Genomic DNA, 16,478 nt, shown 5'->3' with positions numbered 1-16,478 from the left:
CCGGGAGTTCGTCGATGCGCAATGAGCGAGATATCTCGCCCGCCGCCCCTGTTTCAAAGCAGGGCGTGGGCGGGCGCGTACCGCGCAAGGAGGACGATCGCCTCATGCGCGGGCGCGGGCAATTCGTCGGCGATATCAGACTAGCGGGATTGCAGGACGTTGCTTTCGTCCGCAGTCCGCTAGCGCATGCGCGAATCCGGGCGATCCATATTCCGGAACGCTATCGCGACGTGGTGTTCACGTCTGCCGATCTTGTCGGTATCAAGCCGATCCGCGCGATCACGGGATTGGCCGGCTTCAAGCCATCCGATCAACCCATTCTGGCCGCCGATAAAATTCGTCAGGTTGGCGAACTCGTCGCCATGTGCGTCGCGCCGACGCGTGCCGAGGCCGAAGATATCGCAGCCTCCGTCACGCTCGATCTCGAAGAGCTGCCCGCCGTCTATGATATGCTCAAGGCGCGTGAGGCCGGCTCGCCTCTGGTGCATGAACACTGGGGCGACAACGTCTTTCTCGAAAGCTTCTTCGAACTCGATATTACCCAGGCTCTCGATGCGCCGATCAAGGTGACGCGCGAGATCTCGACCGCGCGACAATGCATGTCGCCGCTCGAAGGTCGGGGTGTCATCGCCACGTTCGATCATCGTCTCGATCAGCTCACGCTCTATACGGGTAGTCAGATGCCGCACATTGTGCGCAACGGGTTGTCCGATTGCCTTGAGATGGATCAAGGACAGATCAGGATCGTCTCGCCGGATGTCGGTGGCGGCTTCGGTCACAAGGGCATCTTGCTGCCGGAGGAAGTCTGTCTGTCATGGCTCACCATGAAGCGCGGCTTCCCGGTGCGCTGGATCGAGGATCGCCGCGAGCATTTAGTCGCCAGTTCCAACTGCCGCGAGCACCACTACAAGATCACCGTCTATGCCGATCGCGACGGCACGCTGCGCGGCATCGACTGCGAGGCCACCGTCGATTCCGGCGCCTATTCGTCCTATCCGTTCTCGGCCTGCCTCGAAGCCGCGCAGGTGGTCAGCATTTTGCCCGGCCCCTATCAGATGCCGGCCTATCGCTGCCGTACCTATTCGGTGGCCACCAACAAGTGTCCGATCCTGCCCTATCGCGGCGTCGCCCGCACCGGCGTGTGTTTCGCGCTGGAACTGATGCTCGATCTTGTAGCGGCGGAAGCAGGACTTGAGCCCGGCGACGTCCGGCTGCGCAATCTGGTGCGGCCGGAGCAGATGCCGTTCGATAACATCACCAAGAAGCATTTCGACAGCGGTGATTATCCCGAGGCGCTGCGACGCGCTGTCGCGCAGATCGATATCGATGGCATCCGTGCGCGGCAGCGCAAAGGCGAGGCCGATGGACGCCTGATCGGTGTCGGTCTCTCGATCTATTGCGAGCAGGCGGCGCATGGCACCTCGGTCTATTCCGGCTGGGGCATTCCCATGGTGCCCGGCCATGAACAGGCCACCGCGCGACTGACGCCGGATGGCGGACTCGAACTGAAGGTTGGCGTGCATTCGCACGGTCAGGGCCTCGAGACGACGTTGTCGCAGGTCGCGTTCGAAATGCTCGGCGTCGATGTCGCTAAAATCCGCGTCGTGCATGGCGACACGGCGATGACGCCCTATTCGACCGGTACCTGGGGCTCGCGCTGCATGGTGATGGCCGGCGGCGCGGTGGCGACGGTGTGTCACGAACTCGGCGAGCGCGCCAAGAAGATCGGCGCCAAGCTGCTGCAGGTCGATGAAGCCAATGTCGTGCTGGTCGACGGCGAAATCCGCGGGCCTAATGGCAGCGTGACGCTGAAGGAAATCGCGCACACCTGGTATCGCCGCCCGCAGGATCTACCGGGCGATGTCGATCCCGGCGGGTTGGAGGCGACGTCCGGTTACAAGCCGCAGCGTGACAGCGGTACGTTCAGCTACGCCGCGCATGCGGTCACCGTCGCCGTCGATCCCGATCTCGGCGATGTGGAAATTCTCGATTACGTCATCGTTGAGGACGGCGGCGTGCTGGTCAATCCGATGATTGTCGACGGCCAGATCTATGGCGGTCTCGCGCAGGGCATCGGCACAGCGCTGTATGAGGAGATGCCGTTTGATCGCGCCGGCCAGCCGCTCAACACGACGCTGGCCGATTATCTGCTGCCCGGTCCGACCGAAGTGCCGATGCCGTGGCTCGATCACATGGAGACGCCGTCGCCTTACACAAAGTTCGGCGTTAAGGGCATTGGCGAAGGCGGGGCCATCGCGCCGCCGGCGGCTATAGGCAATGCGGTGAACGATGCGCTGCGCGGTCTCGGCGTCGAGATGCTGCAGTCGCCGATCACGCCGCGCCGTGTACTCGAAGGCATTCTTGCTGCGCGCAATGCAGAAAGGCCGGCCGCATGAAGCCGGCACCTTTCGCCTATGAGCGACCGCGCGACGTCGCCTCGGCTTTAGCCGCAATGACGGGCGATGGCGTGGTCAAGATCATGGCCGGAGGCCAGTCGCTCGGACCGATGCTGAACCTGCGTCTGGTGGCTCCCGACACCATCGTCGATATCACCGGCCTCGCCGAGCTGAAGCATGTGGAAGTTACCGGCGATGAGCTGGTGATCGGCGCCTGCGTCACCCATGCGGATATCGAGGATGGCCGCATTCCCGACGTGACGCGCGGTGCGATGCAGCGCGTGGCCAGCGCGATCGCCTATCGCGCGGTGCGTAATCGCGGCACGATCGGCGGTTCGCTCAGTCATGCCGATCCATCGGCCGATTGGGTCTCCACCTTCGCAGCGCTCGGCGCAACGCTCTCGCTGCGCAGCGCCAAAGGCGCGCGCCTGGTAGCGATGAAGGATTTCATGCTGGGTGCACTGGAAAGTGTGCTGCAGCCCGGCGAAATGCTGGAAGCCGTACGTGTGCCGGTGATGTCCCCTTCGGCGCGCTGGGGTTATGTGAAGAGCTGCCGCAAGACCGGCGAGTTTGCTCATGCCATCGGTGCGGTGCTGATCGACCCCGAGGCGGGCCGCGCGCGTGTCGTCATTGGCGCAGTCGAGGCCGCGCCTATCATTGTCGACAATGCCGAAGAACTGTTCGGCGGGCGTATCACCAACGATTTCAAATCGCGCTTCGACGCGCGCGTCGCCGACACCCTGCTGTCGAAGGCGGGCATGAGCGATGCCGCCGACCGGCATATTCACGTCACCATTCTGCGCCGCGCTGTTGCGGAGGCCGCGGCATGAACTCGGTCGAACTCACCGTCAACACTCGCGCCGTGAAGAGGAACGTCGAGCCACGTACGAGTCTCGCCGACATGATGCGCGACACGCTCGATCTCACCGGCACGCATCTCGGCTGCGAACATGGCGTCTGTGGCGCCTGCACCATCCTGGTCGATGGCATACCGACGCGCTCCTGCATCACTTATGCGGTGGCATGCGATGGCGCCGATGTCACCACCATCGAAGGTCTTGATGATGACGAGATTGCCACGGAGCTGCGCGCCGCCTTTACCCGCGAACACGCGTTGCAATGCGGCTACTGCACGCCGGGCATGCTGGTCTCGGCGCGCGATCTGGTGAAGCGCCTGCCGGATGCCGACGAGAAGCAGATCCGCATCGGCATGTCAGGCAATCTCTGCCGCTGCACCGGCTATGTCGGCATCGTCCGCGCCGTGCAGTCGGTCATCACAGAGCGCCGCGCGCGCGATATCGCGCCGGAGCCGGATGCTGGCCGCAAGGTGCTGGGGCCGGCGGGTTCGGGACACAAAGCCTGTGTCAGCTCCCAGAAGCTGATGCCCGCGCAGCCTGCTGTATCCGAACCGGCTGCAGCCATCGCACCGCTGGACATTCCAGACTTCACGCCATCGACCACGCTCGAGCAGCAATTCACTGTCGCGCATGCACCTGCAAAAGTCTTTGCACTGTTCGATGACATCGCGGCCGTCGCCTCGTGCCTGCCGGGCGCCACGCTGGTCGGCACGCCCAGACCCGAGCGTGTCGAAGGCGCGATTCGCGTCAAGATCGGGCCGATCTCGGCCAACTTCAACGGCGCCGCCCGCGTTGAGCGCAACGAGGCCGATCTCGCCGGCCGCATTCTCGGCATAGGCAGCGACCAGCGCAGCCGCTCCACTACGCAAGGCGAGATTCGTTACCGGCTTGTGCCGCAGGATGACGGCGTGGCCACGCGTGTGGAGCTTTCCATCGGCTACAGCCTCACCGGCATGCTGGCACAGGTCGGTCGCAGCGGGCTGGTGCGCGATCTCGCGGCGCGGCTGGTCGCGGAATTCGCCGGCAATCTCGATCGCCGCCTGTCGGGCGATGTGACATCGGCGCCGTCAGCGGCAGCCGATCTGAATGGTGTTTCGCTGATTCTTGGTCTCCTGCGTGAGCGCGCGACGAATGTTGTTCGCCGCCTCACCGGGCGCGGAGGATCGGCGTGAGAGATCGACGTTCGCGCGGACATGCGAGCGGCGGGGTTTGGACTGCGCAAGTTTCATCAGCGTAACACTGGAGGACCACATGATACGGACCATCAAAGCCGCCTCGGCGACCGCCCTGGCCATTGCTTTCCTGAGCAGCGCCGCCACTGCGCAAACCATTAAGATCGGCGTCAACGAGCCTTTGACCGGCGCCTTCGCCGCGTCGGGTACCTATGTCGTCAACGGCGCCAAGATCGCCGCCGACGAAATCAACGCCAAGGGCGGCCTGCTCGGCAAGAAGATCGAACTCGTCATCGAGGACAACAAGAGCAACCCGACCGAAGCCGCTGCCGTCGCCGAAAAGCTGATCACCCGCGACAAGACGCCGGTGATGCTCGGCGCCTGGGGCTCGAGCCTCACGCTGGCGGTGATGCCGAAGCTGGTCGAATACGAAACCGCGATGGTCGTCGAGACCTCCTCGGCCAGCAAGATCACCACCTCGGGCAATCCTTACGTGTTCCGCATCTCGCCACCGTCTTTCGTGGAAGCGGCTGCGTTCAAGAACATCGTCGACAAGCTGGCGCTGAAGAAAGTCGACTTCCTCGTGATCAACAATGACTGGGGCCGCGGCACCGCCGAAGACTTCAGCAAGATGATGAAGGAAAAAGGCATCACCATCGGTCTGGTCGAGACCATGGACCAGTCGGCGCAGGACATGAGCGCCCAGCTCGCCAAGATCAAGGCAACGGATTCCGAGACCGTGATCATCACGGCTGCGGTCGACCAGCTCACTTTGATCTTCAAGCAGGCCGCAGCACTCGGCCTGAAGAAGCGGATCATCACTACCGGCGGTTCGCAGAATCCCGATCAGATCATCGCGCAGGCCGGTGCCGCCGCGAACGACACCATGCATCTGACGACGTTCTTGCCGTGGATGCCGGAAAAGACGCCCAACCCGGAAGCCACCACCTATTTCATCAACGAGTGGAAGAAGCGCGGCTTCGATTTCGCCGGCTGCACTGAGAGCTTCCGCGGCTATGACGGCATCCGCACCATCGCGGCAGCCATCGAGAAGGCCGGCAAGGCCGAGCCGGCCGCGATCAAGGATGCGCTCTGGAAGATCGACGTCAAAGGTTTGAATGGCGACATCATCTTCAAGAAGTCGGGCCCGGCCGGTTCGGAGAGCGGTCAGAGCTTCCCGAATGTCTATCTGGTCGAGATCTCCGGCGGCAAGATCGTGATGAAGGATCTGTGATCCAGTCGAACTCCGGCAGTGAGCTCCCTCGCCCCGCTCTTGCGGGGAGAGGGCTGGGGTGAGGGGCACTTGCGAGTGAAACTCTGGCTCCTCTCACCCGAAGCCTCGCTGTCGCTCGGCTCCGACCTCTCCCTGCCCGGCGAAGCAAAGCTTCGCTAGGCGGGGAGAGGTTAGCACCTTACTCGAACCTTTAGGGCCGCTCGTGGACCAGCTCCTGCAACACCTCGTCAATATGCTTGTGCTCGGCGGCACCTATGCGCTGCTCGGCATCGGGTTGACGCTGATCTTCGGCATCATGAACGTGGTGAACTTCACCCACGGCATCCTCTACACATTTGGCGCCTATATGATGTTCATTGTCGTGCATCAGCTCGGGCTGAATTTCTTCGTGGCGCTGCCGGTGGCGATCGTCGCTGGCTGGCTGCTGGGCGCCGTCATCGAGATCACGCTGCTGCGGCCGCTGCGCGGCGCCGATATCGATACCACCATGCTGGTGATGATCGGTGCCTGGATCGCGATGCAGTCCGGCGCGCTGTGGATCTGGGGTGGCGTTGCCAAGTCGATCGACAATCCGTTTCCTGACGCGCCGCTGGTGATCGGACCTGTGTCCGTGTCCTGGCTTCGCCTGTTCGTGCTGTTCGCCGCCGCGCTGCTGATCGTGCTCGCCTACTCACTGATCAATCTCACCAAACTCGGCAAGGCGATGCGCGCGACATTCCAGGATTCCGACACCGCCGCACTGATGGGAGTCAATGTCAGCCTGATCTACACATCGACTTTCGCCATCGGATCGAGCCTTGCGGCTGCCGCTGGTGCATTGCTCGGTCCGGTCTATGTCGTGTTCCCGCAAATGGGCGATCTCGCCGCGGTGAAGGCCTTCGCCATCGTCATTCTTGGCGGCCTCGGCAATATCACCGGCGCTGTCATCGGCGGCTTCATTCTCGCACTCGCTGAAGAGCTCGGTGCTGGCTACATCTCGTCGGGCTATCGCGATGCCATGGGCTTCCTGATCATCATCATGGTGCTGATCTTCAAGCCGACAGGATTGTTTGCACGGGCGGAGCGCGTCGGATGAAACAGATCGTCACTCTCCTCTGTCTCGCCTTCTTTGCCTCCGTGCCCATGTGGTTGACGGATCCGTATCTGCTCAACGCGCTGATTACGACCGGCATCTTCATCATCGGCGCCATGAGCCTCAATCTGCTGCTCGGCTTTACTGGACAGCTCAGCCTCGGCCATATCGCCTTCTTCGGCATCGGCGCCTATGTCAGCGCGCTGACATCGCTGGGATTCGATGTGCCGATCTACGGTGATTTCCATATCGTCCACGTGCCGTGGCCGCCGATTGCGGGCTTCTTTCTGGCGATCCTCATTTCGGGCTTCTGCGGCTATCTGGTCGGACGCCTGTCCTTCAGCGTGCGCGGCGCTTACTTCGTCATCGTCACGATCTCGTTCGCCGAAGTTGTCAGGCTGGTGGCGCTGAACTGGGTCGAGCTGACGCAGGGCCCGTTGGCGCTGACCAATATCCCGTCGATCACCATTGGTCTGCCGGGGCTTGGTTATCTCGTGCTGAAGACCAAGTTCCACAATTACTATCTTGTGCTCGCTGTCGCCGCGATCTCGTATTTCCTGATCTCGCGCCTCGTTCATTCGCACTACGGCCGCGCCATGCGCGGCTTGATGGAGAACGAGACGCTGGCTGTCGCCGTCGGTATCGACGTTACCAAGACGCTGACACTGGCTGCCGTGATCTCTGCCGGTATCGCCGGCGCAGCGGGAAGCCTTTACGCGCATTACATCCGTATTATCGATCCCGACGTCTTCGCTTTCATCTCGACGGTGACCATGGTGATCATGGTGGTGTCGGGCGGCAAGGGATCGCTGGCCGGGCCTGTGGTCGGCGGCGTCATCTTTGGCCTGCTGCCTGTGTTCCTGCGGCCGATCATGCCGCCGGAGGCGCAGTGGATCACCTATGGCGTGGTGCTGATCGTCATTCTGTTCGTCATGCCGCGCGGCATCGTGCCGTCGCTTGCCGCGAAACTCGGTTTGGCCCGTGCCGGTGGAACCAGACGAGCGTCCATCGCGGTCTCCGAACGCACCGCCGAGGAGCACGCGTGATGGCCGAGACAGTACTCAGCATTGAACATGTCGCGGTCCATTTTGGCGGCCTTGTCGCGATCTCGGACATGAACTTCCATGTCAACAAAGGTGAGATCGTCAGCCTGATCGGGCCGAACGGTGCCGGCAAGACCACGGCCTTCAACGTCATGACCGGCTTTCTCACGCCCACGAAGGGCGCGGTGAACTATTGCGGCGCGGACCTCAAGGGCAAGAAACCGCATGAAATCGCAGATCTCGGGCTGATCCGCACCTTTCAGCGCACCAGCGTGTTTCCCAACGACACGGTCTACGACAACGTCCTGATCGGCCTGCATCGCCAAGGGGAGCTTAAAGGCAAGCTTGGCCTTGCCGAAGCCATTCTCGGCCTGCCGCGCGCGCGCGCATCCGAGAAGGCGCAGCGCGCACGGGCGGCCGAACTGGTGCGCTGGATCGGCCTCGAAGCCCGTGCCAACGATCTTGCGGGCTCGCTGTCCTACGGCGAGCAGCGTCTCGTTGGTGTCGCGCTGGCGCTCGCCGCGCAGCCGAAGATGCTGCTGCTGGACGAGCCTGTGTCCGGCATGAACGCGTCGGAGACGCATACTTTCGTACAGCTGATCCGCAATATCCGGGATCGTGGCGTCACGATCCTCTTGGTCGAGCACGACATGCCGATGGTGATGAGCGTATCGGATCGGATCGTGGTGCTGAATTACGGCCGCATCATCGCCGAAGGACCGCCCGACGAAATCCGCAAGAATCCCGCAGTGATCGAAGCCTATCTCGGTCAGAGCGCGAAGGATGTGGTCAAGGAGGTCGCAGTCCATGCTTGAGATCCGTGACATGGTTTGCGCGTATGGCCAGATCTCGGCCCTCAAGGGCATTTCGCTCTCGGTCAAGGCCGGGCAACTTGTGGCGCTGATCGGTGCCAACGGCGCCGGCAAGAGCACAACGTTGCGCGCGATCTCGGGCCTCGTGCCGTCGCGCTCCGGCAGTCTTCATTTCGACGGCGAGGACATCACCGGTATCGGCGCGCAGCGGGTGCTCACAAAGGGTATCGCTCATTGCCCGGAAGGGCGTCGTGTATTTCCGCATATGACGGTGGCCGAAAATCTCGACATGGGCGCCTATCTGCGCTCGGACACGAGCGAAGTCGCTGTTGACCGCGACCGCATCTATGGCGAATTCCCGCGCCTCGCAGAGCGACGCAAGCAGGCAGCTGGCACGCTGTCCGGCGGCGAGCAGCAGATGCTGGCGATCGGTCGCGCGCTGATGTCGCGGCCGCGCCTGGTGATGTTCGATGAGCCGTCGCTTGGTCTCGCGCCCAACATCGTCGAGCGCACCTTTGCGATCATTCGCGCGATCCGCGACGCCGGCACGACCGTTTTGCTTGTCGAGCAGAATGCCTTCGCCGCGCTCGAGATGTGCGATCATGCCTATCTGCTGGAGTCCGGCCGTGTCGTGCTGTCGGGCGCGGGCGCGGAGCTGATCGAGAACGAGCATGTCCGACGGGCCTATCTTGGCGGATGACGACAATCCCGCCCGATGGGTCGCGGTCTGTTCGCGCGAGCGCCTGACCGAGCAGACAATCGTCTGCGTAAGCGTGGCTGGCCTCGGTGTTCTCATCGTGCAGGATGGTGAGACCATCTATGCCTGCGAGCGCGCCTGTCCACATGAGCAGGCCGATCTCAGCCTTGGCCGCGTCGCCGATCGCCGGCTGCACTGTCCGCGTCATCTGGCCTGGTTCGATCTGGCAGACGGCAGCATGTCGCCGGGCTGGCCCAGCAGGGGTTTGCGACGCTATCCGGTGCGCGAAAGGGGTGCACAAATCTGGGTCGATGCACAGGCCGTCGTCCCGAAGTAACAAGCCTTCGCGACAGTTACGCGGCATCGGGTCTGGATGCAGAATTCGTTGGCGCTGCAGCATTCAATTGGTGCAGTTGCGGTATAATAATCATGCTTGCCCCCTCGTAAAGCGCGGATAATACTGCTGAAAAGTCAGACTCCTGAGTGTGTCTGGCAGTACACAAATGGGCGCAAGACCCATGCTTCTCGTCGATCTTCCAAGCGATCTCCGTCAAGGGCCAGGGATGTGACCATTATCGATTTCGGCAGGGCCATCCCATCGTCGCAGGGGCGCGGCTGGCAGCAATGGCCCGGCCATGAAGACTTTTCGCTGCAGTTCTTGCGCGTGCTGCGCGCGGCGCAGGAAGGCGGAAGTACCGTTTCGGAATGTTTCCTGGCGGCGGAGCGCATCAATCCGCGCGATGACGAGAGCTGGTATCGCGAATGGCACAGCGCGGCTGATATCAACCGTGAGCGCGCCGCGGAGGCGCTGGCCAGCGGCCGCATCCCGACGGCGCTGAGCAACTGGCTGCGCGCAGCCAACTACTATCGCACCGCTCAGGTCATGCTCGCTTGTAGCGATCCGCGGCAAGGCGCAGCCATCGCCTTGATGCAGGATTGCGCCCGACTTTACGTGCAGCATGCAACGCCTGCCGGCGAGGTCGTCGAGATCCCGTGGCGGGACGGTGTGTTGCAGGGATACTTCGTTCCTGCGCCGCGCGCGACGCGGCCGCTGCCGGTCGTTCTCTGCGTCGTCGGGCAGGGCCACTACAAGGAAGAGCATCTGCACAGGGTGCCCAGCTACGCGCTGGAACGTGGTCTCTCGCTGTTGCTCGTCGATTTACCCGGTCAATCCTATAGCCAGGAGATGATCGGGTCGCCTTGTCGGTATGAGGTCGAAACGGCGATCAGCGGCTGGGTCGATTTCCTGGCCGACCGCAGCGATATCGATCAGGAGCGAATTGCGATCTTCGGAGACGGCCTCGGAGCTGCCTTTGCGACGCGCGGCGCCAATCTCGACGACCGCTTTGCAGCAGCTGTTTGCGATGCCGGAATCTGGGAGCTTCACGAGCGCGCGTTTATTGCCAGCCGCATTTCAGGCCGGGCTGGTCTGGGCTGTCCGAGTGAAATCGAGGGCTTCAACAGCAGCAGTGTCGCCGCCAATATCAAATGCCCGGTCCTGGTTGCGATGGGCGAGCGCGACTGGCTCGATGTCGATCACGTCACGGAATGTTGCCGCGTCATGAAACAAAACGGCCTCGACATCGAACTGAAGATCTTTCGCGCGTCGGAAACGGTGGCCCCGCCCGCCCAGATCGATATTCCGACAGTGGGCAACGAGTTCATCTTCGACTGGATTGTCGATCGCCTGCGCGCAGGGACGAAGTAGGGGCGCGGCTCGGTCGATTGACCGCCGCTCACCCGGCGACGTTCAGCTCTCGACTTCCAGCATCAGTGTCGCTTTTTCGAGGCGACTCTTGAGCCGGGACATGTGCTGTCCGATCTCCTTCAAGGCCTGCTCGTCGAAATCGCTGAGAATGAAATCTCCGAGCGACTCCCTGCGGGTTGATAGTGCGGAGATCTTCTTGCTGGCCTTGTCGGACAGCGACATCAGTACGACGCGGGCATCCTCGCGGGACGCGACGCGCCGCATGAAGCCATTCTTCTCGAGCATCTTGGATTGGGTAGTGACGAAGGAGGGGTCGACGTGGAGCATGGCGGAGACGTCTTTGACCGGCACACCGTTGCCGCGATCGAGGTCGCTGACGGCCATCAGGATCATCCATTGCGGTCCGCTGATGCCGAGCTCCTTGGCCCAGAACTGGCGGATTCCCTCAAGATGGACGTTGATCGAGGCGATGTCCCAGATGAACTGTCGGATGATCTCCTGATTCTGGCCGGTCACCCAAATCGAAAGCTCATTTTCGTTCCAGCCCGCAGATCCCCCACGCATAGTCACCACTGCCCCGCCGGCCATTCCATCGTCCCACACTTCTCAGAATTCTATAATTGTATCAGTGAATTGTGACGCGCAAACCACGATTTCGTGTGTTGCCGGGAAACCACACTGCATCGCGATAAAGTTACCTGAGTTCATAAAGTATTTTGCTTCTAAGAATTGCGCAGGCATTCTCAGTTCCGGCGATGGGGAAACCCTCGATCGTCCCGTTGAAGTAGTTCGCTTGAGTGCCTCGCGTTATGCGGGTGTTTCCGAAAGCGCGAAGTGCTCTAGCGGTTAGTTTGGGGACTTGGGGGACTAAATCTTCGGGCGCACGCGCCTGGCAGATCCGGAACCTTCCCTTTTGGACAACTTGGAGGTTTAACATGACGATGATTAAGAGCCTTATCCTCGGCTCGGCGGCGGGTCTGATCGCCATCGGCGGAGCTCAGGCAGCCGATCTTCCGGTGAAGGCCAAGGCAGTGGAATACGTGAAGATCTGCTCGCTCTACGGCGCAGGCTTCTACTACATCCCCGGCACCGATACCTGCATCAAGATCGGCGGCGCGATCCGTTTGGACGTTGCGTTCAACGGCAGCACCTACGACGTTCCGTTCTGGCAGGGTGGTGCCGGCGGCAACAATCTCTGGACCAAGAACTATTTCTCGACCCGTGAACGCGTCAACTTGACGACGGACACCCGCACCGCGACCGAATACGGCGTGGTTCGTACCTACGCGAACATCCAGTTCGACTTCCTCCAGGATCGTGAATCGATCGCTGGTGGTTACACCGAAGTCGACTACGCTTTCATCCAGTTCGCCGGCTTCACCTTCGGTAAGGCCGTCTCGCAGTTCGATCCGCAGTGGGCGCTCGCCAAGCCGTACATCTCGTCGGGCTTCAACGCTGGTTCGAACAACGCGACCGGTATCCCGCAGCTGGCCTACACCGCTTCGTTCGGTAACGGCGTGTCGGGCACGATCTCGATCGAAAACGCATCGGCCTACCGCAACGCCGGTCTCTGGAATACCAACGCGTTCATCGTTGGTCCGGGCGCTGCCTCGTTCACCGGTGCGTTCTACGGCACGAACTCGAACACCTTCCTGGGTAACTCCTACGGCGGCAACCACATTCCTGATATCGTTGGCAACATCCGCCTCGATCAGGCTTGGGGCACCCTGCACTTCGCTGCTGCGATGCATGCTGCAACCCCGGGCTTCTACGGCGCGAACGAAGCAACCGGCCATGCTGACGACAAGTATGGCTTCGCTGTGAGCGGCGCGGTCGAGTTCAAGAACCTGCCCACCGGCGCAGGCGACAGCTTGAAGATCGAAGCGTCGTACGGCAAGGGCGCTGCCAAGTACGTCTTCGGCGGCACGACCGACACCTCGGGTGGTGGCCGTTACGCCAAGGTTGATGGCAACAGCCTCGGCTTCGGCTATGTTCTGGACGGCGTGTACACCACCGGCGGTCAGATCATCCAGAGTTCCGCTTGGGAAGTTAGCGCTTTCTACGAGCATTACTGGAACCCGGCTTGGCGTACGTCGCTGTTCGGCAACTATAGCCACATCTCGTACGGCTCCGGCAACGACCTGATGATGGCCGCCTTCCAGGGCCTGACCACCGGTGGTCCGGGTACCAACTCGTCGCAGACGGTTGCTGCTACTCGTGCAGGCGTGTTCGCTGGCACGGGTAACTTCGACCTGGGCCTCGCCCAGATCGGTACCCGTACGGCCTGGACCCCGGTTCAGAACCTGACCCTGTCGGCTCAGTTCACCTATAGCCGCCTGGATCAGAACCTGAACGGCACCTACACTGTGACGAGCATGTCGGGTAAGCCAGCCGGCACCGTGCTCAACACGGCTGACCAGAACCTGTACAACGGTTCGGTGCAGATCCTGCGCTCGTTCTAATATCGACTGCTTCACGGCAATCGCTATCTGAAACAAAGACCCCCGGCAGAAAACTGCCGGGGGTTTTTGCTTGATGAACCTTAACTGTGCTCGACGAACGCGGCAGCCTCACCATCGGGCCAGTCCTCTGCTTCTCACGGTGGTTGCGCTGGAGCGCCGCTTCACCAACACCAGCCGAGCGCGCCTGCGCCTTACCCTCTCTTTCTTTGACTGATATGTGTCTGTACCCTTCGATCCACGTTGCTCGACTGTTTCTGATGGAATCGTTTGGCCTTTACCGACGAAGGTGATGGCACTACTTAAGGTTCGGGCTGCCTGTCGTGGCAGGTGAGAATGCTTGAGGGGCGATGGCTCAATCGGATACGGGGAAACATTTCTTTTTCGCAGCGTTGGATCAACTTGATGCGAAGAACTTTGCGGAGGCCGAGCGGCTGTTCCGCGCCACACTTGAGGTGGTCCCGAACCACCTCTCCTCGCTTAATAATCTCTCGATTGCGCAGCTCGAGCAGGACAAATTCTCCGACGCAGCGGCAACGGCTCGGATAATTCTCGGCCTGGACCGGAACAATCTGGCCGCCCTCACGATGCTGTCGACCTGCGAACTGCACGACGGGCGTGCTGCCGATGCCCTTGCAGCATGCCGGGCGATCGTGGCGATTGATCCGCGGAATGCTGAAGCCCATCACAAGATTGGGCTGATTAAGACAAGCGAAGGCGCATTCACCGAAGCACTCGCGGCTTTCGATAAGGTGCTGGAGATCCAGCCCGGCGCTGCCGAGACCTGGCTGCGGCGCGGACATCTCGCGACGGAACTGGCGCGCTATGGCGATGCCCTCACGTCCTACGATAGCCATCTTGAACTCGTGCCGGATTCGATACCGGCCATGCTCGGCCGCGGCTATGTCCTCAGCGTAGGTGCGCGTTTCGGCGAGGCGCTCGATGCCTTCGACCGTGTGGTTGCGCTGGATGCTGGCCACGCCCCCGCGTGGCTCGGCCGCGGCCATGTTCTCGTGTCGCTGGATCGCCTCCCGGAGGCGGCGGCATCCTATGAAAAGGCCGTTTCGCTGGACGGCAGCGCGGTCGAAGCGTGGATCGCACTAGGCGATGTGATGAACCGACATCATGATTTCCACGCAGCGTTACGCGCCTTTGATGCAGTGATCGCACTGGCGCCGAAGGCCGGTGCGGCGCGCCGCGGCCGCGCTGTCGCGCTGTTTCGTCTCGGTCGCCACGCTGAGGCCGAAGCGGAGTTCCGATCGGCGCTGACGCTTGTGCCCGGCGATAGTAACCTGTGGATCAGCTTCGGCAATCTGCTGACCTCATTGTCACGCTTCGACGACGCGCTTGCTGCGTATGGCGAGGCAAGAAAGATCGATCCTATGCATCCGGGCGCATGGCTTTGCCGGGCGAATGTGCTGGGCCTCGTCAAGCGCTATGACGAAGCGCTCGACTGCTACCGAGAGGCACTGCGTCTCAAACCCGATGATATCGATGTATTCGACAGCCGTGCAAACATGTTCCTGCAGATGAAGCGTTTCGAGGATGCGCTGTCAGACTACGACACCGCCTATCGCTTGCGTCCGGACGCCTTCCATATCGAAGGTGAACGTTTGCATGCTCAACTGCATATCGCCGACTGGACCGATGTCGAGGTGCGACTTGCCGGTCTGGAGGCTGCTATTCGCGATGGCAGGGAGCTATCGACGCCATTCGTTTCTCTTGGCTTGCTGCCGTCGGGCGAACTGCACAAGCGGCATGCGTCGCTATGGGCTGAGCGCCTGCCACGCGCGTCGACCGAACCATTGTGGAACGGCGAACGCTACAAACATGCGAAGATCCGACTCGCTTATGCATCCGCCGATTTTCACGAGCATGCGACCTCGCAACTGATGGCTGGCCTGTTCGAGCGACACGATCGGTCGAGATTTGAGCTTCTGGCAGTCTCGTTCGGTCCAGACGATCGGTCGGCCATGCGGAAGCGCATCCTCGCCCCCTTCGATCGCGTGATCGATGTGCGCGACCGTACCAACCCGGAGGTGGCGCAGGACATCAGGTCCGCCGAAGTCGACATTCTGGTCGATTTGAAAGGCTATACGGAAGACAGCCGTCCCGGCATTTTCCTTCACCGGCCCGCGCCGATACAGGTGAGCTATCTCGGTTATCCCGGAACGCTCAGCCTGGATGTGATGGATTACATCCTGGCCGACAAAATCGTCATTCCCGAAAGTGCTCACGGACATTACACGGAGAAAATTGCCTATCTCCCGCACAGCTATCAATCCAATGACGAGAAAAAAGTCATTGGCGCGCGCCATTTAAGTCGGACGGGAGTTGGTCTGCCGGAGGACGGTACCGTATTCTGCTGTTTCAACAGTATTTACAAGATTTTGCCCGATGTCTTCGACTGCTGGATGGCTATCCTCAAGCGTACTCCGAGCAGTGTACTGTGGCTGCTCCGGCCAGATGCGATAGCCGAACGGAACCTGAAGCGCGAGGCCGCAGCGCGCGGCATCGATCCGGTGCGACTGGTCTTCGCAGCGCGCGTTCCTCTGGCGGATCATCTCGCCCGGCATGGTCTCGCCGATTTGTTTCTGGATACCCTCCCTTACAATGCGCACACCACTTCCAGCGATGCGCTCTGGGCCGGCCTCCCAGTGCTGACGCAGCGGGGAGAGACCTTCGCGGGTCGGGTATCCGCCAGCCTGTTACAGGCGGTGGGCCTCGCCGAACTCGTTGCCAACGATCGTCAGAGCTATGAAGATCTCGCGGTGCTGCTGGCCACCGATTCCGCCCGCCTGAATGGCATCAAGGCCAAACTAGCGGCCAACCGCCTCGCCAGTCCGCTATTCGATAGCGTTCGCTTCACCCGTGATCTTGAGGGGCTGTACGAACAGATGTATCGCCGCCACCTCCACGGCCTGCCGCCCGACCATATTGAGGCCGGCGGCTGTTAGGACCATTGATAGATAGTAAGATAGGCGGGCAATGTAGTTGCGCAGCTCCGGGCGTTCTCGACGCCGCCGAG

General features: G+C 61.6%; 13 protein-coding genes. 12 read left to right on the top strand and 1 reads right to left on the bottom strand.

All coding sequences use genetic code 11. The annotated features are described in order from the left end of the window. The first annotated feature begins 14 nt into the window (after positions 1 to 14). The 10 genes from AC1DUY_RS23900 to AC1DUY_RS23855 all read left to right on the top strand — a co-directional run bounded on the left by AC1DUY_RS23900 (position 15) and on the right by AC1DUY_RS23855 (position 10,991). Complete coding sequence (locus AC1DUY_RS23900; RefSeq protein WP_478117583.1) at positions 15 to 2,396, top strand: xanthine dehydrogenase family protein molybdopterin-binding subunit; 2,382 nt, start codon at positions 15 to 17, stop codon at positions 2,394 to 2,396. Beyond that, positions 2,393 to 3,226, top strand: coding sequence for an FAD binding domain-containing protein (locus AC1DUY_RS23895; protein WP_478117581.1), 834 nt, complete (start codon positions 2,393 to 2,395; stop codon positions 3,224 to 3,226). Before AC1DUY_RS23900 ends, AC1DUY_RS23895 begins: the two co-directional genes overlap by 4 nt. Beyond that, complete coding sequence (locus AC1DUY_RS23890) at positions 3,223 to 4,425, top strand: xanthine dehydrogenase family Fe-S subunit (protein WP_478117579.1); 1,203 nt, start codon at positions 3,223 to 3,225, stop codon at positions 4,423 to 4,425. Before AC1DUY_RS23895 ends, AC1DUY_RS23890 begins: the two co-directional genes overlap by 4 nt. A 79-nt stretch (positions 4,426 to 4,504) precedes the next feature. Next, the gene (locus AC1DUY_RS23885; RefSeq protein ID WP_231078873.1) at positions 4,505 to 5,659 is read left to right on the top strand and encodes an ABC transporter substrate-binding protein; all 1,155 of its coding nucleotides are present in this window, start codon (positions 4,505 to 4,507) and stop codon (positions 5,657 to 5,659) included. A 202-nt stretch (positions 5,660 to 5,861) separates the two neighbouring features. Next, complete coding sequence (locus tag AC1DUY_RS23880; protein ID WP_176454739.1) at positions 5,862 to 6,734, top strand: branched-chain amino acid ABC transporter permease; 873 nt, start codon at positions 5,862 to 5,864, stop codon at positions 6,732 to 6,734. After that, complete coding sequence (locus AC1DUY_RS23875) at positions 6,731 to 7,777, top strand: branched-chain amino acid ABC transporter permease (protein ID WP_089267791.1); 1,047 nt, start codon at positions 6,731 to 6,733, stop codon at positions 7,775 to 7,777. Before AC1DUY_RS23880 ends, AC1DUY_RS23875 begins: the two co-directional genes overlap by 4 nt. After that, complete coding sequence (locus AC1DUY_RS23870; protein ID WP_093757539.1) at positions 7,777 to 8,589, top strand: ABC transporter ATP-binding protein; 813 nt, start codon at positions 7,777 to 7,779, stop codon at positions 8,587 to 8,589. Before AC1DUY_RS23875 ends, AC1DUY_RS23870 begins: the two co-directional genes overlap by 1 nt. After that, the gene (locus AC1DUY_RS23865) at positions 8,582 to 9,286 is read left to right on the top strand and encodes an ABC transporter ATP-binding protein (RefSeq protein WP_068729545.1); all 705 of its coding nucleotides are present in this window, start codon (positions 8,582 to 8,584) and stop codon (positions 9,284 to 9,286) included. The genes AC1DUY_RS23870 and AC1DUY_RS23865 overlap by 8 nt, the downstream gene beginning before the upstream one ends. After that, positions 9,258 to 9,620, top strand: a complete 363-nt coding sequence (locus AC1DUY_RS23860; RefSeq protein WP_441278699.1) for a Rieske (2Fe-2S) protein — start codon at positions 9,258 to 9,260, stop codon at positions 9,618 to 9,620. The genes AC1DUY_RS23865 and AC1DUY_RS23860 overlap by 29 nt, the downstream gene beginning before the upstream one ends. Positions 9,621 to 9,848: 228 nt before the next feature. After that, positions 9,849 to 10,991, top strand: a complete 1,143-nt coding sequence (locus AC1DUY_RS23855) for an alpha/beta hydrolase family protein (protein ID WP_441230891.1) — start codon at positions 9,849 to 9,851, stop codon at positions 10,989 to 10,991. Positions 10,992 to 11,033: 42 nt separating this feature from the next. Here AC1DUY_RS23855 and AC1DUY_RS23850 read toward each other — a convergent pair whose 3' ends face one another. Then, positions 11,034 to 11,507, bottom strand: coding sequence for a MarR family winged helix-turn-helix transcriptional regulator (locus AC1DUY_RS23850; RefSeq protein ID WP_309942281.1), 474 nt, complete (start codon positions 11,505 to 11,507; stop codon positions 11,034 to 11,036). Between the two features lie 419 nt (positions 11,508 to 11,926). Between AC1DUY_RS23850 and AC1DUY_RS23845 the strand changes: the two genes are divergently transcribed. Both AC1DUY_RS23845 and AC1DUY_RS23840 read left to right on the top strand, forming a co-directional pair. Next, a complete protein-coding gene (locus tag AC1DUY_RS23845) occupies positions 11,927 to 13,453 on the top strand; it encodes a porin (RefSeq protein ID WP_441230889.1) in 1,527 nt (508 codons plus the stop codon). Positions 13,454 to 13,800: 347 nt separating this feature from the next. After that, on the top strand, positions 13,801 to 16,407 hold the full coding sequence (locus AC1DUY_RS23840; RefSeq protein ID WP_478117573.1) for a tetratricopeptide repeat protein: 2,607 nt from the start codon (positions 13,801 to 13,803) through the stop codon (positions 16,405 to 16,407). Positions 16,408 to 16,478: the final 71 nt, after the last annotated feature.

The organism is Tardiphaga sp. P4_G1 (assembly GCF_056401215.1).
This window is presented reverse-complemented; position numbering and strand designations above follow the sequence as displayed.